15 protein-coding genes and 1 pseudogene are annotated in these 17,608 nt (G+C 68.1%); 1 reads left to right on the top strand and 15 read right to left on the bottom strand.

Annotation, left to right across the window (positions count from 1 at the left end; genetic code table 11):
• The 13 genes and pseudogenes from Q7V45_RS13335 to Q7V45_RS13275 all read right to left on the bottom strand — a co-directional run.
• A pseudogene (locus Q7V45_RS13335) lies at nucleotides 1-437 on the bottom strand (mandelate racemase/muconate lactonizing enzyme family protein); the annotation flags it as partial.
• Nucleotides 438-461: 24 nt separating this feature from the next.
• Complete coding sequence (locus tag Q7V45_RS13330) at nucleotides 462-2,507, bottom strand: hydantoinase/oxoprolinase family protein (RefSeq protein ID WP_304852692.1); 2,046 nt, start codon at nucleotides 2,505-2,507, stop codon at nucleotides 462-464.
• A gap of 4 nt (nucleotides 2,508-2,511) precedes the next feature.
• Nucleotides 2,512-3,213, bottom strand: a complete 702-nt coding sequence (locus tag Q7V45_RS13325) for an ABC transporter ATP-binding protein (RefSeq protein WP_304852697.1) — start codon at nucleotides 3,211-3,213, stop codon at nucleotides 2,512-2,514.
• 11 nt (nucleotides 3,214-3,224) lie between these two features.
• Nucleotides 3,225-3,974: an ABC transporter ATP-binding protein gene (locus tag Q7V45_RS13320; protein ID WP_304852690.1), complete on the bottom strand. Its 750-nt coding sequence runs from the start codon at nucleotides 3,972-3,974 to the stop codon at nucleotides 3,225-3,227.
• Nucleotides 3,971-5,845: an ABC transporter permease gene (locus tag Q7V45_RS13315; RefSeq protein WP_304852688.1), complete on the bottom strand. Its 1,875-nt coding sequence runs from the start codon at nucleotides 5,843-5,845 to the stop codon at nucleotides 3,971-3,973. Before Q7V45_RS13315 ends, Q7V45_RS13320 begins: the two co-directional genes overlap by 4 nt.
• A gap of 100 nt (nucleotides 5,846-5,945) precedes the next feature.
• Complete coding sequence (locus Q7V45_RS13310; RefSeq protein WP_304852686.1) at nucleotides 5,946-7,151, bottom strand: ABC transporter substrate-binding protein; 1,206 nt, start codon at nucleotides 7,149-7,151, stop codon at nucleotides 5,946-5,948.
• Between the two features lie 76 nt (nucleotides 7,152-7,227).
• On the bottom strand, nucleotides 7,228-7,608 hold the full coding sequence (locus Q7V45_RS13305; RefSeq protein WP_304852684.1) for a hypothetical protein: 381 nt from the start codon (nucleotides 7,606-7,608) through the stop codon (nucleotides 7,228-7,230).
• Nucleotides 7,605-8,192 (bottom strand): amino acid synthesis family protein, encoded by a 588-nt coding sequence (locus Q7V45_RS13300; RefSeq protein ID WP_304852682.1) that lies wholly within the window; start codon nucleotides 8,190-8,192, stop codon nucleotides 7,605-7,607. Before Q7V45_RS13300 ends, Q7V45_RS13305 begins: the two co-directional genes overlap by 4 nt.
• Nucleotides 8,189-9,196 (bottom strand): UPF0280 family protein, encoded by a 1,008-nt coding sequence (locus Q7V45_RS13295; protein WP_304852680.1) that lies wholly within the window; start codon nucleotides 9,194-9,196, stop codon nucleotides 8,189-8,191. The genes Q7V45_RS13300 and Q7V45_RS13295 overlap by 4 nt, the downstream gene beginning before the upstream one ends.
• Complete coding sequence (locus Q7V45_RS13290; RefSeq protein WP_304852678.1) at nucleotides 9,193-10,623, bottom strand: 6-hydroxynicotinate reductase; 1,431 nt, start codon at nucleotides 10,621-10,623, stop codon at nucleotides 9,193-9,195. The genes Q7V45_RS13295 and Q7V45_RS13290 overlap by 4 nt, the downstream gene beginning before the upstream one ends.
• Entirely contained in the window at nucleotides 10,620-13,328 is a 2,709-nt protein-coding gene (locus Q7V45_RS13285; protein WP_304852676.1) for a molybdopterin cofactor-binding domain-containing protein, read from the bottom strand. The genes Q7V45_RS13290 and Q7V45_RS13285 overlap by 4 nt, the downstream gene beginning before the upstream one ends.
• The gene (locus Q7V45_RS13280; RefSeq protein ID WP_304852674.1) at nucleotides 13,325-14,155 is read right to left on the bottom strand and encodes a xanthine dehydrogenase family protein subunit M; all 831 of its coding nucleotides are present in this window, start codon (nucleotides 14,153-14,155) and stop codon (nucleotides 13,325-13,327) included. The genes Q7V45_RS13285 and Q7V45_RS13280 overlap by 4 nt, the downstream gene beginning before the upstream one ends.
• A gap of 58 nt (nucleotides 14,156-14,213) precedes the next feature.
• Entirely contained in the window at nucleotides 14,214-14,687 is a 474-nt protein-coding gene (locus Q7V45_RS13275; protein WP_304852672.1) for a MarR family winged helix-turn-helix transcriptional regulator, read from the bottom strand.
• A 289-nt stretch (nucleotides 14,688-14,976) separates the two neighbouring features.
• Between Q7V45_RS13275 and Q7V45_RS13270 the strand changes: the two genes are divergently transcribed.
• On the top strand, nucleotides 14,977-16,194 hold the full coding sequence (locus Q7V45_RS13270; protein WP_304852670.1) for a CaiB/BaiF CoA-transferase family protein: 1,218 nt from the start codon (nucleotides 14,977-14,979) through the stop codon (nucleotides 16,192-16,194).
• Here the strand turns inward: Q7V45_RS13270 and Q7V45_RS13265 are convergent.
• On the bottom strand, nucleotides 16,181-17,176 hold the full coding sequence (locus Q7V45_RS13265) for an ornithine cyclodeaminase family protein (RefSeq protein ID WP_304852668.1): 996 nt from the start codon (nucleotides 17,174-17,176) through the stop codon (nucleotides 16,181-16,183). The genes Q7V45_RS13270 and Q7V45_RS13265 overlap by 14 nt on opposite strands.
• Nucleotides 17,173-17,574, bottom strand: coding sequence for a LapA family protein (locus Q7V45_RS13260; RefSeq protein ID WP_304852666.1), 402 nt, complete (start codon nucleotides 17,572-17,574; stop codon nucleotides 17,173-17,175). The genes Q7V45_RS13265 and Q7V45_RS13260 overlap by 4 nt, the downstream gene beginning before the upstream one ends.
• Between the last annotated feature and the right edge of the window lie 34 nt (nucleotides 17,575-17,608).

Here is a 17,608-nt window from a genome sequence, read left to right as displayed (position 1 = left end):
AGGCGATTCATGTCGATGAAGTAGAGACCGGTCGCGTAGGGAATCACCTCGGTGCGATAGGCGCCGCCGATCAGCTTGTGCACCGGCTTGTTCACGGCGCGGCCCATGATGTCCCACAGCGCGATGTCGATGCCGGAGATGGCCGAGATCGCCATGCCGGTCGTGCCGTAGTCCTTGATCCTGTTGTAGAGGTCTTCCCAGATCGCCTCGACGTCGAACGGATCGCGGCCGATCACCCTCGCCTTGTACTGCGTCTCGACGAAGGTCTTGGCGACGGCGGCCGGGCCGTAGCATTCGCCCCACCCGGTGATGCCCTCGTCGGTCGAGATCTCGACCAGGCAGGTCGAGCGCGTGCCGTAGACCCAGCCACGCGCCGAGACAAACGGCTTGTCGACCTTGCAGCTCAGGATATGGCAGACGACGTCCGTCACCTTCATCTTCGTTTCCTCCGGATTTATTCGTTAGCCGACTGATATCAGCAAATTGCCGAGCCTGTCCTGCCGGACGTTGTCGCCCGGTTCGACGACGGTGGTGCAGTCGAGCTGTTCGAGGATCGCCGGCCCCTCGAAGGCCGCATCGAGCGGCAGCTTCTCGCGGGCATAGACCGGCGTCTCGTGCCAGCCGTCGCTGAACCAGACGCGACGGGCGCCGAGCTTAGCGGCCGCGAGCGTCGGTGCGCGATCGGTGGCGGCCAGCGCGGCCAGCGAGATTTCCGGGCGCACGCCGATCACGGCGGTGTGCAGGTTGACGAGCACCGGCGGGATCTCCGGCAGCTCGATGCCGAAGCGGCGCCAGTAGGCGGCGGCGAAGGCCTTGTGCAGGCCGGCAACACCGATGCCGGCGCTGTCGACGCCGACCGACAGGATGTGGCTCTGCCCCTGGAACTGCATGTCGGCCGACAGGACGCGGCGCAGCTCGCGCACCGGCACGCCCTCGCGCGCGATCGTGGCCTCTCCTTCGGCCGCCTGCTCGGCATAGATGCGCGCCACCGTGGCGTCGTCGACCGCGGACAAAGGCTTGTTCACGGTGCGCACATAGTCGTGGCGCAGGTCGGCCACGACGCAGCCCAGCGCATTGGTGATGCCGGGCCGCGCCGGCACCAGCACGGTCGGGATGCCGAGTTCGCGCGCCAGCGCGGTCGCATGCAGCGGGCCCGCGCCGCCGAAGGCGAAGAGTGCGAAGTCGCGCGGATCGTGGCCGCGCGACAGCGACACGAGACGCACGGCGCCGGCCATGCGGTCGTTGGCGATGCGCAGGATGGCGGCAGCCGCCGCCTCGGCATCGAGGCCGAGCCGCTGGCCGACCTTCTCCAGCACCAGCGCGCGCACATGATCGAGCGTCACCGGATGGTCGACGCCCAAGAGCTTGTCGGGATTGAGCCGGCCCAGCACCAGGTTGGCGTCGGTGATGGTGGGCTCCGAGCCGCCGCGGCCGTAGCAGATCGGACCGGGCCGGGCGCCCGCGCTCTCCGGCCCGACCCGCAGCATGCCGGCCGCATCGACCGAGGCGATGGAACCGCCGCCGGCGCCGATCGTGTGGACGTCGACCATCGGCACGTGGATCGGCATCGCATATTCGAGTTCGAGCTCGCCCGACACCTGCGGCACGGCATTCTCGATCAGGCCGACATCGGTCGAGGTGCCGCCCATGTCGTAGGTGATCAGGTTGGGATGGCCCGAGGCGCGACCGGTATAGGCCGCCGCCATCACGCCCGAGGCCGGGCCGGACATCACCGTGTTCACCGCCGCCTCGGCGATGAGCTGCGAAGAGATCGTGCCGCCATTGCCCTGCATCACCAGCAGATCGCGGTCGTAGCCCTTGGCTTTCAGCTCCGTGCGCAGGCGCGACAGGTAACGGTCGAGTACCGGTTGCACGGAAGCATTCACAGCCGCGGTCACGCCGCGCTCGTACTCGCGGTACTCCGACAGGATGGCATGGCCCGCCGTGACATAGGCATTCGGCCAAAGCCCGCGCACGATCTCGGCGGCGCGCCGCTCATGCGCCGGGTTGATGTAGCTGTGCAGGAAATGGATGACGACGGCCTCGCAACCCGCCACCAACAGCTTCTTGGCGGCGTCGGCGACGGCGGCCTCGTCGAGCGCCGTCAGGACCTTGCCGTCGGCATCCATGCGCTCGGGGACTTCGAGCCGCACCTCGCGGTCGATCAGCGGCGTGAAGGTGCCGCGCAGGCCGTAAGCCTGAGGCCGCGTGCGGCGGCCCAGCTCCAGCACGTCGCGGAAGCCCTTCGTCGTGATGAGCCCGACCTTGGCGATCTTGCGTTCGAGCAGCGCGTTCGTGGTCGTCGTCGTGCCATGCACGACCGCCTGGAGCAGCGCCGGATCCAGTCCCGCCGCCGCCAGCGCCTCCATGAAGCCGATCGCTTGATTGTCGACGGTGGTCGGCACCTTGGCGAGCCTCACCTCGTTGGTGGCCGGATCGATCGCCAGCAGGTCGGTGAAGGTGCCGCCGACATCGATGCCGACGGTAAATGAGCTCTTGGCGGACATGGGTTCAAACCGAAAGATATTGTTCGCGGAGGGACTCGTTGGCCGCCAGCTCGGCCATGGAACCACCGAAGCGGATCTGGCCCTTTTCGATGATGTAGGCGCGGTCGGCGACGCCCAGCGCGAAATGCAGGTTCTGTTCGCACAGGATCACCGACACACCCTCGCCCTTCAGCGCCCGGATGGAATTGGCCATCTCCTCGACGATGATGGGCGCCAGCCCCTCCGACGGCTCGTCGAGCAGCACGCAGCTCGGATTGCCCATCAGGGTACGGGCAATGGTGAGCATCTGCTGCTCGCCGCCTGACATGCGCCCGCCCGGCCGTTCGCGCATGCGGGCCAGGTTCGGAAAGAGCGCGAAGAGCTTGTCTTCCGTCCAGAGCGGCACGCCGGCCCGCGCGGCCTGACGCCCGACTTCGAGATTCTCCATCACCGACAGTTCGGTGAAGATGCGTCGTTCCTCGGGCACGTACCCGAGGCCAAGGCGCGCGATGCGGTACGGCGGCAGGCGCTCGATGCGCTGGCCGGCGAAGCTCACCTCGCCGCGGGCCGGCGGCACCAGCCCCATGATGGCCTTCATCGCCGTCGACTTGCCCGCGCCGTTGCGGCCGAGCAGCGCCACGACCTCGCCCGCGCGCACCTCGAGCGAAATGCCGTGCAGGATATGGGCGCGGCCATAGAAGGCGTGCAGGTCCTTGACCTCGAGCATCGGCGGGGCCGTCAATGCGCGCTCCCGAGATAGACCGCGCGCACATTGGGATTGGCCCGGACTTCCGGCGGCGTGCCGCCGGCGATCAGCACGCCCCGGTCGAGCACGATGATGCGGTCGGCCTGGCTGAACACCACGTCCATGTCGTGCTCGGTGAACAGGACCGCGATGTTGCGCGCCCGCGCCAGCCGCGCCGTCAGCTCCATCAGCGCGACGCGCTCCTTGGGCGCCATGCCGGCGGTCGGCTCGTCCATAAGCAGCAGGCGCGGCTCGTTGGCGAGCGCGATGGCGAGCTCGACCCGCTTCAGGTCGCCATAGGCCAGCACGCCGCAGGTCCGCTCCGCCTGGTCGAGCATGCCGACCTGGTCGAGCAGCGCATCGGCTTCCCCACCGAACGCCGCGCCGAAGCGCGACAGCAGCGAGCGCAGCCGGCCGGCATGGGAATAGAGCGCCATCTGCACGTTCTCGCGGACGCTGAGCGAGGCGAAGGTGGCGGTGATCTGGAAGGTGCGGCCGACGCCCAGCCGCCAGATGGCGCGCGGGCGCAGACCGACGATGTCGCGGCCTTCGAGGCGGACGATGCCGGAGTCGGGCGTGAGCTGGCCGTTCAGCATGTTGAAGCAGGTGCTCTTGCCCGCCCCGTTGGGCCCGATCAGCGCCAGCATCTCGCCGGCCGACACGGCGAAGGAGACGTCGGCCACCGCCTGGACGCCGCCGAACGCCTTGTGCAACCCTTCGACCTGCAGGATCGTGGGACTCATGCCCGCTGCTCCCGCCAGCGCGCGACCAGCGCCTTCAGGCCGCCGACCAGCCCCTGCGGGAACAGGAGCACGATCAGCAGGATCACGCCGCCCATCACGGCGCGCCAGAATTCGGTGTTGCGGGCCACGACGTCGCGCAGCCAGGTGAAGATCGCCGCGCCGACCACCGGGCCCGTCAGGGTTTCGACGCCGCCCAGCAGGACCATGATGAGCCCGTCGGTCGATTGCGCGATCGAGATGCTGGAGGGCGAGATGCTGCCCTTGGAGAAGGCGTAGACCGCGCCCGCGAGACCGGCCAGCGCGCCCACCAGCACGAAGGCCGCCCATTGGAAGCCACGCAGGTCGATGCCGATCGCCTCGGCTCGCAGCGGCGAGTCGCGGCCGGCCCGCAGGGCATAGCCGAACGGCGAGAACAGCACGCGCCACAGGAAGACGATGCCGGCGCCGCACAGGACGAGTGCGAGATAGTAGTAGGTGGTCTTGTCGGCGAGCCAGGCCGACGGCCAGACGCCGAAGACACCGTTGCTGCCGCCCGTCATTGAATCCCACTGGAAGACGATCGACCAGCTGATCTGCGCGAAGGCGAGCGTCAGCATGGCGAGGTAGACGCCCGAGAGCCGCACGCAGAACCAGCCGTAGACGATGGCGAACAGGCCGGCGACCAGCGGCGCCAGCAGAAGGGCGGCTTCCATCGGCAGGCCGAAACGCTTCATCAGCAGGCCCGCCGCATAGGCGCCGATGCCGAAATAGGCTGCGTGGCCGAACGAAACCATGCCGGCCGGGCCCATGATGAAATGGAGCGAGACCGAGAAGAGTGCAAAGCAGACGATGTCGGTCAGCAGGATCGTGGTGTAGCGGTCGGCAACCAAAGGCACGAGGGCGAGCAGCGCCAGCCAGACCAGCGCGAAGGTCCAGGACGGCACCTGCAGCCGCGGCGCCGGTTCGGCCGCCCGCTGCGCGGCCTGCGGCTTGCCCAGCAGCCCGTAGGGCCGCACGACCAGCACCAGCGCCATGATCAGGAACTCGACCACCAGCGTGAGCTTGGAGAAGGAAATCTCGAAGCCGAACCAGGTCACGGTGCCGATGCCGATGCAGAAGGCCTTGGCGACGCCGATGATGATGGCGGCCAGGAAGGCGCCGCCGATGCTGCCCAGCCCGCCCACCACCGTGACCACGAAGGCATCGGCGATGATGGCGAGGTCGAGTTCGAGATTGGCCGGCTCGCGCGGGATCTGCAGCGCGCCGCCCAGCCCTGCGAGGACCGAGCCCACGAAGAACACCGAGGTGAAGAGCTTGGCCTGGTCGACGCCCAGCGCTCCGACCATCTCGCGGTCCTGGGTCGCGGCGCGCACCAGCGCCCCCCAGCGCGTGCGCGTCAGCAGCAGCCAGAGAAGTGCCAGCACGACGGGACCGATGGCGATCAGCAGCAGGTCATAGGCCGGGATTCGCCGCCCCATGATCTCGACCGCCATCGACAGGCCAGGCGCGCGCGGCCCGACCAGATCCTCGGCGCCCCAGGTGAAGAGCGCGATGTCCTTGATCACCAGCACGACCGCGAAGGTCGCCAGCAACTGGAACAGCTCCGGCGCGCGATAGATGCGCCGCAGCACCAGTACCTCGATCAGGACACCGACCAGCCCGACGGCAAGAGCGGCCAACACGACGGCGCCCCAGAATCCCAGCGGCGTGCGTCCGAAGAACTCGATCAGCGAGTAGGCGCCGTAGAGGCCCAGCATGTAGAGCGAGCCGTGCGCGAAATTCACGATCCGCGTGACGCCGAAGATCAGCGACAGGCCGGCCGACACCAGGAACAGCGACGCGGCGGCCGCCAGCCCATTCAGCAGCTGGATGAGGATGGAAGCGAGGGTCACGCGATGGCCGAGGAAGGCGAGAATGTCATCCCGAGCACGGCGAGGGACCTTTCAGGGTAGCCCAAAGGTCCCTCACTTCGTTCGGGATGACAGCTTGCCGTCAGTTCTTCGGCCGCATCTTCTGGACGTCGGCGTCGCTCGGCAGGGCGTCCTTGCCGTCGACGAAGCGCCAGTTCTTCATGTAGCCCTTGCCGTCCTTCACGCCGATCTGGCCGACATAGGCGCCCATGGTCGACTGATGGTCGATCGGCCGGTACTCGATCATGCCGAAGGGCGTCATCAGCGTGAGGCCCTTCATGGCGGCAACGAGCTTCCCCTGGTCGAGCGAGCCCGCCTTCTTGATCGCCTCGGCCGCCGACATCACCGTCGCATAGCCGACCACCGAGCCCAGCCGCGGATAATCCTTGAACTTGGCCTGGTAGGCGTTGAGGAACTTGGTGTGCTCGGGTGTCTTGAGCTCGCTCCACGGATAGCCGGTGACGTACCAGCCCTCGGGCGACTCCTCCTTGAGCGGATCGAGGTATTCCGGCTCGCCCGCCAGCAGGTTGAAGACCTCGACGCCCTTGAACAGGCCGCGGGTCTGGCCCTCGCGCACGAACTTGGCGAGGTCGGGACCGAACAGCGAGGAGAAGATCGCGTCGGGCTTGGCGTCGGCCAGGGCCTGCGCCACGGCGCCCGCATCGATCTTGCCCAGCGGCGTCGCCTGCTCGGCGACGAACTCGACGTCGGGCTGCTTCTCCTTCAGCAGCTTCTTGAAGGCAGCCGTCGCCGACTGGCCGTACTCATAGTTCGGATAGACGATCGCCCAGCGCTTCTTCTTGAGCTTGACGGCATCGGGAATGAGCATCGCCGTCTGCATGTAGGTCGAGGTGCGCAGGCGGAACGTGTAGGCATTGCCCTGGTCCCAGACGATCTTGTCGGACAGCGGCTCGGCGGCGATGAACAGAACCTTGCGCTGCTTGGCGAAGTCGGCGACGGCGAGGCCGACATGCGACGGGAAGGTGCCGATCAGGAACGCGGCACCCTCGCGGCTCAGCAGCTCCTCGGCGACACGCACAGCATCGCCGGGATTGCCGTTGTCGTCGCGGCTCACGACCTCGATCTTGCGCCCGAGCACGCCGCCCGCGGCATTGACCTCCTCGACCGCCAGCTCGATGCCCTTCTTGTAGGGTTCGAGGAAGGCCGGAAAGACCTTGTAGCTGTTGAGTTCGCCGATCTTGATCGGTGCCTGCGCGGCAGCCGGTCCGACGAGCGACAGCGCCACGAGCGCGGCGGTGCCGGCGAGCAGGCGATTGCGGGTCAGCATGACATCCCCCTTCTCAATAAGTGAAACATTCCCTGTGAACCGACCCTAGCGAGGCCGGCCCCTCTCCCACAAGCGCTCAGTCGGCGAAGCTCGACCGTGCCTGTATTCCCCAGTGACCGTCCTGCAGGGTCACGATGTAGATCGTCTCGAAGACGCCGAGCAGCGAACCGTCCTCGCGCCAGCGGCTGAACTTCACCTTGAGATGGACCTTGTCACGGCCGACATGAATCGGCGTGCGCTCGTCCCAGGTGCTGTGGTGCCAGCCGTCGCCGGCCCGGGCGACGAAATCGCCGAGCTTGTAGTCGCCACGGTTCGGCCAGACGACGACCTTGCCGCCGGCCAGCCGCACATGCGGGAAATTGCAGGCGTCGTTGACGGCCGGCTCGTCGCCGCGGTTGAGGCCGCCGATATAGTCATCCATCGCCTTCAGGGCCGCGGCCAGCGCATCGTCGTTCATCGTTGCCCGTCTCCCAGCTTGATCTCGGCCGGCATCAGTCCGCCGACTCTCGCATGGGGCCGCCCCCCGATCGAGGCGGCGACGATGAAGACGATCTCGTCCGGGCGTGGCCCGTCGGGCACGCAGAATTCGATGGCGTCGAAATGGCTACGTACATAGGCCGCCGTCACGTGATGCAGCGGAATATCGATTCGCGCACCGGCCGTCGCGACCTTCACGGTCGAGGGCACGATCGACTTGGCGCCGCCCATGGCGTGACGGATGCCGAAGCCGCTGGGCTGATGCCACAGCGCGGCATGTTCCAGCTCGCCGTTCAGCCCGACGATGGCGCCCTTCCCGTAGGCTTCCAGCTCGGAGCCCTTGGCGCCCAGCATCTTCATCACGCGTTCCGTGAGATCGACCGCGAGCGGTTCCAGCGCCTTCATCATCGGCTGGATGTCGGCCTCGTGGCGGCCGGCATAGGGATTGGCGATGACTCCGCCGACCACGGCCTTGGTCACCGGACGCGCCAGGACCGGGCCAAAGTCGTGGAGCGTCTCCTCGACCGTCGCCACGTATTTCCGCACCTTCACCAGATTGCTCATCCCGCCTCCGATAGAGCAAGCGGCGTGCCGCCCGCTTCAATTCGCCATTGTCCCCGAAACGACAGAGCTGCGCTGTCGATCAGGCCGCAGAGCCTGAGCCGCCGGGCTTCCGCGAGTCCGCGATCGAGGGCCACCGCCACGATCTCCGCTGGCAAGTCACCGACCGCCACCGTCACAGGCAGCTCGCCGAGGTCGCTGTCCGGATCGAGTGAGCATGCGGGCCGGCGCTCGATGGCCGGATGATCGGCGTTCACTTCGTTGGCGATCATCGTTGCCGCGGCATCGGCCGCCGCCGCCGTGGCGGCCAGCACGGTCACAGACTCCGCGATGCCCAGCGAGAACGACCGCCCACCCCGGCCCGAGGTCGCTATCCCGCGCACCGGCCGCTCGAGCGTGAGAAGAGCCACGCCGTCCAATGTCTTGTCGCCTGCCTCCCCCTTCAAATGGGGAGGTGGCGGCGTATCGCGGCTTGTAACCAAGCCGCCAGCCGACGGAGGGGTCAGCCCTTGCGGTGGCGCCGCGCATGACCCCATCGCCCCGTATGACGGGGCGCTTCCCCATCTGAATGGGGAAGAGGTTGAATCCGCGACGATACCGGCGCGCAAGCTCTGACCCGGCGTCAGATGGATCGCGATGTCACCGCCATCGTTTACATAGGCCTTGTCGAGCCTGCGGCCACGGACCAGCGCCTCCAGCATCTCGTCGGCGACGGCGCCGGCGACGGCGGCCATCGGCGTGATATAGCGGGCGCGATGCGGCCACACGGCTTCGGCCATGCGCCGCGCCACCGGACCCTGCAGCAGCGGATGGGCCGCGCCGACCGGCCGGCGCAACACGCGAAGCTCGCCGACCAATGTCGGCAGGATGTCGCCGAAGCGCTCGACCGCCTGCCCATAGGCGCGCTCGACCTCGTCGCTTGCGCCGAACGCCTCGACGATGAGATCGATCGGACCATGCTGCAGGTGCAGACGTCCGTCGCCGAGGCGGGCGGCCACGGCGCTCATTCGACCCGCACCTTGTGATGGGCCAAAACTTCTTCGAGGGTGACCGCGCGCGAAGCGTAGCCGCCCAGCGCTGCGTAGTCGTCGGCGCGCAGGGTGAACTCGATGGGCGCGACCAGCGCCGGCGTCGGCACGTAGCCGAAGGAGTTCTCCGGCATGCGCGCCACGTCGACCATCAGGGTGATGCCGCCGCCCGGCCAGATGAAGGCCGGCGCGCCGCCCAGGGTGACCTTGGTCAGCGTGTCACGCACCGAGCGCGTGAGCCGCACCGGGTTCTCGGTGACGCCGGCCCGCAGCGACCCGCCGGCACCGGCCATGAACAGAACGGTGCACAGAGCGGGCTCGCAATTCTCGGCGATGCGTTCCACGACGTGACGCACCGGCGCGGGCATCTCGGCGGGCTGCGGTTTCAACGCCTCGTCGAGCGTGAACCATGCCGAATGCTCGCCGGTCGTCGAGACCATGAGCAGCTTGAGCCCCGGCCAGGCCTGCTTCGGATCGATCCTCTCGATGATCTCCAGCGGATCGCTGACGTTCGTGCCGCCCCAGCCCAGCCCCGGCTCCGCCACCTGGAAGTAGCGCCCCGGCGTCGAGCGGCGGCCGCGCACACGGATGCCGGCGGGTTTCATGTCGAGGAAGGCGCCGCCCTGGTGCTCGCTCAGCACGCCGGTGATGTGGTCGTCGACCACGATCACCTCGTCGACATGGTCCTTCCATTGTGGCGCGAACATGCCGATGGCGGCCGAACCGCAGCCGACCCGCATGCGCTCCTCGAGCGTGCCGTTCACCACCGGCGGCTTGTCGGCCTGCACCACCACCGTCGAGCCGCCGTCGATGGTGAGTTCGACGGCCTCGCGATTGCACAGCGCCAGCAGCGTGTCGCAAGTGACGACGCCCTCTTTCTTGCTGCCGCCGGTGAGATGGTGGACGCCGCCCAGCGACAGCATCTGCGAGCCGTATTCGGCCGTGGTGACATGGCCCACCGCCTCTCCCTTGACGCGCACCGTCGCCTGCTCGGGGCCGAGATAGCGGTCGGTGTCGATCTTCACCTTGACGCCGCAGTAGCTGAAGATCCCCTCGGTCACGACCGTCACCATGTCGACGCCATCATGCTTCGACGAGACGATGAAGGGGGCGGGCTTGTAGTCGGGATAGGTGGTGGTGGCGCCGATGCCGGTGACGAAGGCGCCCTCGCCCTTCCCAAGTTCGCCGCGCCAGGCCTCGCTGCCCTCGACGAAGGCGACGCGGGCAAGATCGGGCTTGGCCAGCAGCACAAGGGGATCGACCCGTATCAGCGCGCCGTTCTCGTTGGCATAGCGGTCGCAGGCGCCGGCGCGGCCGGGCCGGATGCGGCACAGGACGGGACAGGCGTCGCAGCGCACGATGCCGGCGCTGCGTTCGGCCTCCGAGAGCGAGATGTTGTCGCTCATGTCCGATTCCTTTCGAGCGCCACGATCGCCTCGCGCAGGCGGTGCGGCAGCAGCGGGACGCGATGGACCCTCACACCTGTCGCGTGATGGACCGCGCCCAGGATGGCGGGCGCCGTCGGCACAAGGGCCGGCTCTCCGATCCCCTTGGCGCCCGAAGGGCCCAACGGCTCGCGATCCTCGATCAGGAGGCATTCGATCTCGGGCACGTCGCCCACGGTCGGGATGAGATAGTCGTGCAGGTTCTCGGTGCGGCCTGGCAGGTATTCCTCCATCAGCGCGAGGCCCAGCCCCTGCGCCACGCCGCCCTGGATCTGGCCCTCGACCAGGGTTGGATTGATCGCCCGCCCGACATCGTGCGCGGCCACGATGCGCAGGACCTTCACCGTGCCCAGCTCGACATCGACCTCGACCTCGGCCAGTTGCGCGGCAAAGGCGTAGGTCGCATAGGGCACGCCCTGCCCGTCGGCATCGAGCGGCGTGGTCGGCGGATCGAAGGTGCCTTCGCCCATCAGCGGCCCTGATGTGGCGAGATCGATGGTCCGGACCTCGGCCCCGTCGCGCACGGAAAGCGTCGCACCTTCGAGCGACAGGACCGCGTCGGGACCGGCATTGGCCAGCCGCAGGATCTGCTGGCGCAAATCCTGTCCCGCCTTCTCCGCCGCCTTGCCCGACACGAAGGTCTGGCGCGAGGCCGAGGTCTTGCCGGCATCGGCCGTGAGATCGGTGTCGCCCGTCACCAGCTTGAATTGCTCCACCGGCAGGCCGACCGCATCGGCGGCGATCTGCACCATGATGGTGTTGCTGCCCTGCCCGATGTCGAGCGCGCCGCTGTAGAGCGTCAGCGTGCCGGCCGGCGACAGCCCCACGCGCATGCGTGAGGGGTTCGACATCGAGGTGTTGCCGATGCCGTACCACATGCAGCCGATGCCGATGCCGCGGCGACGCGCACCGCCCGTCGCGTTGAACGCCGCAATTTCCTCATGCGCCCTCCGCCAATGCGGCCGCAGCGCCTCGAGGCACTGCGCAAGGCCCGCGGAATGGGCGAGCGTCTGGCCGGTCGCCGTCGTGTCGCCGGCGCGCAAGGCGTTGCGATGACGGAACTCCAGCCGGTCGATGGCGAGCCGGTCGGCCAGCTCGTCCATCATAGCTTCATGAGCGATGGCGGCCTGCGGCACGCCGAACCCACGGAAGGCGCCGGCCGGCGGGCCGTTGGTGAAGAAGGCTTCGCCCCAGGTCCGCACGTTTGGAATGGCATACGGACCCATCGCATGCACCGGCACGCGATTGGCGACGGTCGGTCCCCAGGACGCGTAGGCGCCGGTGTCGAACAGGGCGGTCACGTCGCAGGCCATCAGCTTGCCCTCGGCATCGCAGCCGAAACGCGCGCTCACGCGTGCCGGATGACGCTTGGTGCTGGCCGCCATGCTTTCGGGCCGCGTGTAGACCAGCGCCACGGGACGTCCCAGCGTCCAGGCCGCGATGGCAAGCAGCGGCTGGACCGAGAGGTCGAGCTTACCGCCGAAGCCGCCACCGCAGGCGGTCGGCACGATGCGCACGGCCTCCGGCTTCAGCCGCATCAGGTTGGCGATCTCGTCGCGGTCCATGTAGGGCGTCTGCGTGGTGGCGTGGATCTCGATCCGGTCGCCGACCCGCCACGCCCAGCCGGCCTCGGGTTCGATGTAGGCATGCTCGACGAACGCGGTCTCGAAGGTGCCTTCGGCCACAGCCGCGCAGGCGTCGAAAGCTGCCGCCGCATCGCCCCTCTTCACCCCGCCCTTCAGCAGCAGGTTGCCCGGTCTGTCGGCCTGCACCAGCGGCGCATCCTTTGCCGTCGCGGCATCGACGCCGGAAAGGGGCGGCTCGGGCTTCCAGGTGATCGGCACCTCGTCGTCGCGGATCGCCAGCACTTCGGCCCGTTCGCCGACCAGCGCCACGACGGCCTCGCCGCGATAGCGGACCTGCCCGGCCGCGAGGACCGGTTGATCCTTGATGTCGGGATAGATGCCGTAGCCGTTGAACGGCACGTCCGCCGCCGTCAGCACCGCCGCGAGACGCCGGCGCAGCGGTTCGAGATCGCCCAGTTCGAAGCGTGCCCGTGCATGAGGTGAGCGGATGACGCGGATCCAGAGTGCGTCCCGGGGAATGGCATCGGCACCGAACAGGTCGCGGCCCATGACCTTGGCCGGACCGTCGACCCGCACGATTCGCGACCCGACGGCTCCACCGGCCGCCGGTGCGGTCGCGGGCACCGGCGCGACGACATCCATCACCGCATCGACGATCTTGCCGTAGCCGGTACAGCGGCAGAGCACGCCGCCCAGGAAATCCTCGACCTCGGACCGGCTCGGCTTGCTGTTCCGTCGCACGAGCTCCTGCGCGGCCATCAGCATGCCGGGCGTACAGATGCCGCACTGGGCCGCGCCATGATCGAGAAACGATTGCTGGAGCGCGGCCATCGCGTCCGGTCCGGTTTCAAGACCTTCGACCGTCTCGACGGTTCTTCCCTCGATCTGGCCCATGGCGACGAGACAGGAGCAGACCTGGCGGCCGTCGAGCAGCACCGTACAGGCACCGCAGTCGCCCGCATCGCAGCCAATCTTGGTGCCGGTCACGCCGAGGTCGTCGCGCAGGGCCGACGCCAGTCGCGTGACCGGCTCGCCCTGCCAGCTTGCTGCGCGTCCGTTGAGAGTGAACTCGAGCTTCATGTGGCGACCTTCGACAGCAGCCGGCGCAGCAGGACCAAGGCCACCTCGCTGCGATAGCCGGCACTGCCGCGCACATCGTCGATCGGCGACAGCGGCGCCAGATGGGACGGCGCGACCCGTTCGCCGAGATGCGCGTCGACCGTCGCCCCGACCAGCGCCTGCTCCAGGGCCGGCAAGCGTTGCGCAACCGGAGAGCAGGCCCCCACGGCGACGCGCGCCGCCTTGACCTTCCCGTCCTCCACTTCGACCAAGGTCGAAGCCATGGCGATCGAGATCACGAGGTAGCGCCGCGCGCCGAGCTTCAGGAAGGCGCTCCTCGCTTCGGCCCGCGAGCGCGGCACATGGAGCGCCACGACGAGCTCGCCGGGCTGCCGCGCCGTCGTGCGTACGCCGGTGATGAAGGACGCGAGCGGCAGGCGCCGTGAGCCGTCGCAGCACGCAAGCTCCACCTCCGCGTCGAGTGCCAGCAGGGCCGGCACGCCGTCGGCCGCCGGCGAGGCGTTGCAGATATTCCCCGCGATCGTCCCGGCATTCTGGATCTGACGGCCGCCCACCTCGCGCGCCGCCTGCTTCAGCCCATCGAACATCGGCGGCAGGTCTGCTTCGACCAGTTCGCTCCAGGTCGTCGTGGCGCCCAGCCGCCAGCCGGCGGACGTCTCGGAAATGCCGCGCAGAGCTGGGATTCCCGCAATGTCGAGCACGTCTTCGACAACGGCGCGGCCGACCCGCGCCGGATAGAAGTCGGTGCCACCGGCCAGCACCGTGAAAGGCCGGGTCAGTGCCTGGAGCGCCTCTTCAAGGCCTCGGGGTCGGAGATAGTCGCCCATATCGTTCGTGTACGTACGATGACACACGCCACGTGCGAGTCAAACGAATGAGTCGGATTCAGATGATCCGCGACAGAAGATCGAGGAGTTGCTTCTGTTCCTGGGCATTGAGAGGCTTAAGGGTCTCCCGCGAAACCGCCGGACCATTCACCAGCAGCCTGTTGATCAGCCGCTGCCCCTCGGTCGTCAGGCTGAGCAGTGTACGGCGCGCGTCGCCCGGATCGGGCCGCGAATCGACGAGGCCGCGTTCCTTGAGCCGGCGCACAACGCCCTGCATGGTGGCCTTGTCCATGCCGACGAGACGGCCCAGCAGGTTCTGCGACAGCTCGGTATATTCATCGAGCTTTGCCAGGCTCGAATACTGGGTCGGCGTGATGTTGGGATCGCCGATGCCGGTCTGGAAGATGGCACTCGCGCGCTGATGGGCGCGTCGCAGCAGGTAGCCGATCTGGTCTTCGATGCGATAGGGCCTGGATGCCGCACTCGACGCAGTCTTCGACTCGAGCTGCTTCTTTGCAACGTTGCTTCGCATCGCCCCCCCGGCTTGCTGCCCCTTCGCTACACCGGCCAAGCGCGTCGCACAACGGTCACATAACACTCTTTGTCGAAGGTGAATGCGCGAGTCGTTGACTCACCGACTAGGAACAGGAAAGCGCGAACTGCCCGGGCTGTTGCAACCTGTTGCTTCGAGGATCGGAGAGCGCCTCGCGGCTGCCGGGCATTATCCTCGTGCATTCAAGGATTTCCGCCTGAGTTCTGCGACGCAATGGCAAGGACGATGACGCGCAGGCACGGCGATGGCAGTGTGATCGGACACAGCCATGACACAGGACAAGGCAATGCCCGGCGCGCTCGAAGGCATCAGGATCGTCGACCTCACCAACATCATCCTCGGCCCCTACGGCACGATGCTGCTGGCCGACCAGGGTGCCGACGTCATCAAGGTCGAGGCACCGGAAGGCGATGCGGTGCGTCACATCGGCAAACCCGGCAAGACCCCGGGCATGGGACCAACCTATCTGTACGTGAACCGCAACAAGCGCTCGCTCTGCCTCGATCTCAAGAACAAGGACGCGCGCGCCGCCCTGCTCAAGGTCGTGGCGACGGCCGATGCCTTCGTTCATGCCCTGCGCCCACAGGCCATCGAGGCGCTGGGTCTGGGCTATGAGGAGATCCGCAAGGTGAAGCCCGACATCGTCTATGTCGGCGCCTACGGTTATTCGGCAGAGGGTCCTTACGGAAAACTGCCGGCGTACGACGATGCCATCCAGGCCCGCTTCGGCATTGCCGACCTGATGGGCCGCGCAGCCGGCGACGACGTCCCGCGCTATCCGCCGACCATCATCGCCGACAAGACGGTGGGTCTCACCTTCGCCTTTTCGACCCTTTCGGCCCTGATGCATCGACAGCGGACCGGCGAGGGCCAGTTCGTCGAGGTACCGATGTTCGAGACCATGTCGGCCTGGCTGATGGTCGAGCATCTGTGGGAGCGGACCTTCAGCGACGAAGGCGAGGTCGGCTACACGCGACTGCTCGCCCGCACGCGCAAGCCCTACCGCACGCTCGACGGCTGGATGGCGATCCTGCCCTACAACGACAAGCACTGGCGCAACTTCTTCGAGCTGATCGGCCGGGCGGAGGTGCTGAAGGACCCACGCTATTCGACCATGAACGCCCGCTCGATGCACATCGGCGACATGTACGCCATGGTCGAGGCGCTCGCGCCGTCGAAGACCACGGCCGAATGGGTCAGGCTGCTCGACCAGGCGCAAATCCCGAACGCCCCGGTGTCGAAGCCCGCGGACCTCTTCGAGGATCCGCACCTCGTCTGGCGCAAGCTCTTCAGGAAGTATCCGCACCCGTCGGAGGGCGAGATCATGATGGTCGAGCCGCCGATGACCATGAGCAGGACCCCGCCGTCCATCCGGTCCATGGCGCCCCTGCAGGGACAGGACTCGCGCGCCGTGCTGGCCGAGGCCGGCGTCAGCGCCGACGACATCGAAGCCCTGAAGACGTCGGGCGCGCTTATCGAGCCGTAGCCTCGACGGCCATCTCCACGGCCAACTCGGCAGCGGCGAGATCCTCGAGCGCCGCGCCGACCGACTTGAACAGCGTGATCGAGGTGGCGTCGCCGGCCGCTCGGCCGGTCTGCAGGCCGCGCGCCAGTTCGAACAGGTCGGCGATCACGTCGGCGGACCCGATGGCCCCGCTGGCGATCGCCTGGACGATGTCGCCACCCTCCTTCAGCGCGCCGGCACGGGTATCGACATAGAGGCGGGCCCGCTGCATGGCCCGATCGTCGCTCTCGCGCATCTGCGGCGTGTAGGCGCCCACCAGGTCGACATGCTGCCCGTCGCGCAACCAGCCGCCCTCGACCAGGGGCGTCGTGGAGAGCGTGGCGCAGGAGATGATATCGGCGTCCCGAACGGCAGCCTCGCGGTCGCCGACGGCGCGGACGGTCACGGGACGGCCGATCGCCGCCGGCAGGGACACCGAAAGTCTGGCGGCAAGCGCCTCGGCCTGGGCAGCCGTGCGGCCCCAGATCGCCACGTCGTCGATGGGCCGCACCTTCGCATGCACGCGGATCAGTTCGGGCGCCAGCGCACCGGTGCCGATCATCAGCAGCCGCGCGGCGTCGGCGCGCGACAGGTAACGCGAGGCGAGGCCCGAGGCGCAGGCGGTGCGCCTTTTGGTGAGCATCGTGCCGTCGAGCAGCGCCAGGGTCGCGCCCGTGCTGCCGTCGAGCAGCAGGTACTGGCCGTAGATCGAGGGCAGCGAACGCCTGCCGTTGTCGGGGAACACCGTCACGACTTTGACGCCGACCCGGCCCGAGGCCCCTGTGGTCCAGGCTGGCATCAGCAGCAGCATGGCATCGACCGAACCGGGACCGAGCGGTTCCCGGATCGGATGATGATGCCTGACGGGCATCTCGCAGCCCGCCCGGAACAGCCCGTCGAGCCGGTCGATCAGCGCGAGGTCGTCCAGGGCGGCGTCGATCTCGGCCGCCGACAGGACCTTCATGAAAACGGGCCCCGCGTGGCACGCGTGCCGAGTTCGGGTGCCACGAGGGCGCTCTGCCGCTCGAGGGCCCGCTGGTCGCGCGGAGCCGGGCCGGCGGCCGCCGACGGCTGTGCCACCACGTGTGCGGCCCTGAGGCGGGCGACTTCGCGGTCCAGCCGGGCGGCCTCGCCGCCGGCCTCCCGGGCGCGACGCCGATGATGACGGGCGGCCCACCAGCCCATGCTGAGCCCCGCCAGGACGCCCAGCATCAGCATGGCGATGACCAGAAGATAGACCGGCATGACGATGATATGCGGCAACGGCCACAGCGCGAGCTGCACCGGCTGCGTATTGCTGACCGCGACCAGGACGCCGATCAGGATGAAGAGCAGGAATAGGACGCGGGAGAGGATCTTCATGAGGGGTGGAGCATGCCACACCACGCCCCCGCGA

Origin of the sequence: Reyranella sp. (assembly GCF_030651995.1) — a bacterium.
Lineage (GTDB): Bacteria > Pseudomonadota > Alphaproteobacteria > Reyranellales > Reyranellaceae > Reyranella.
Note: the sequence above shows the minus strand (reverse complement) of the source record. Positions and strands in the feature narration are given on the sequence as shown.

What these genes read in the sequence shown, in the direction of transcription:
- Q7V45_RS13320 (WP_304852690.1), bottom strand. Translation starts at nt 3,974, where the DNA reads ATGAGTCCCACGATCCTGCAGGTCGAAGGGTTGCACAAGGCGTTCGGC.
- Q7V45_RS13260 (WP_304852666.1), bottom strand. Translation starts at nt 17,574, where the DNA reads ATGAAGATCCTCTCCCGCGTCCTATTCCTGCTCTTCATCCTGATCGGC.
- Q7V45_RS13295 (WP_304852680.1), bottom strand. Translation starts at nt 9,196, where the DNA reads ATGAGCGCCGTGGCCGCCCGCCTCGGCGACGGACGTCTGCACCTGCAG.
- Q7V45_RS13280 (WP_304852674.1), bottom strand. Translation starts at nt 14,155, where the DNA reads ATGGGCGACTATCTCCGACCCCGAGGCCTTGAAGAGGCGCTCCAGGCA.
- Q7V45_RS13310 (WP_304852686.1), bottom strand. Translation starts at nt 7,151, where the DNA reads ATGCTGACCCGCAATCGCCTGCTCGCCGGCACCGCCGCGCTCGTGGCG.
- Q7V45_RS13305 (WP_304852684.1), bottom strand. Translation starts at nt 7,608, where the DNA reads ATGAACGACGATGCGCTGGCCGCGGCCCTGAAGGCGATGGATGACTAT.
- Q7V45_RS13265 (WP_304852668.1), bottom strand. Translation starts at nt 17,176, where the DNA reads ATGAAGGTCCTGTCGGCGGCCGAGATCGACGCCGCCCTGGACGACCTC.
- Q7V45_RS13330 (WP_304852692.1), bottom strand. Translation starts at nt 2,507, where the DNA reads ATGTCCGCCAAGAGCTCATTTACCGTCGGCATCGATGTCGGCGGCACC.
- Q7V45_RS13270 (WP_304852670.1), top strand. Translation starts at nt 14,977, where the DNA reads ATGACACAGGACAAGGCAATGCCCGGCGCGCTCGAAGGCATCAGGATC.
- Q7V45_RS13275 (WP_304852672.1), bottom strand. Translation starts at nt 14,687, where the DNA reads ATGCGAAGCAACGTTGCAAAGAAGCAGCTCGAGTCGAAGACTGCGTCG.
- Q7V45_RS13285 (WP_304852676.1), bottom strand. Translation starts at nt 13,328, where the DNA reads ATGAAGCTCGAGTTCACTCTCAACGGACGCGCAGCAAGCTGGCAGGGC.
- Q7V45_RS13325 (WP_304852697.1), bottom strand. Translation starts at nt 3,213, where the DNA reads ATGCTCGAGGTCAAGGACCTGCACGCCTTCTATGGCCGCGCCCATATC.
- Q7V45_RS13290 (WP_304852678.1), bottom strand. Translation starts at nt 10,623, where the DNA reads ATGAGCGACAACATCTCGCTCTCGGAGGCCGAACGCAGCGCCGGCATC.
- Q7V45_RS13300 (WP_304852682.1), bottom strand. Translation starts at nt 8,192, where the DNA reads ATGAGCAATCTGGTGAAGGTGCGGAAATACGTGGCGACGGTCGAGGAG.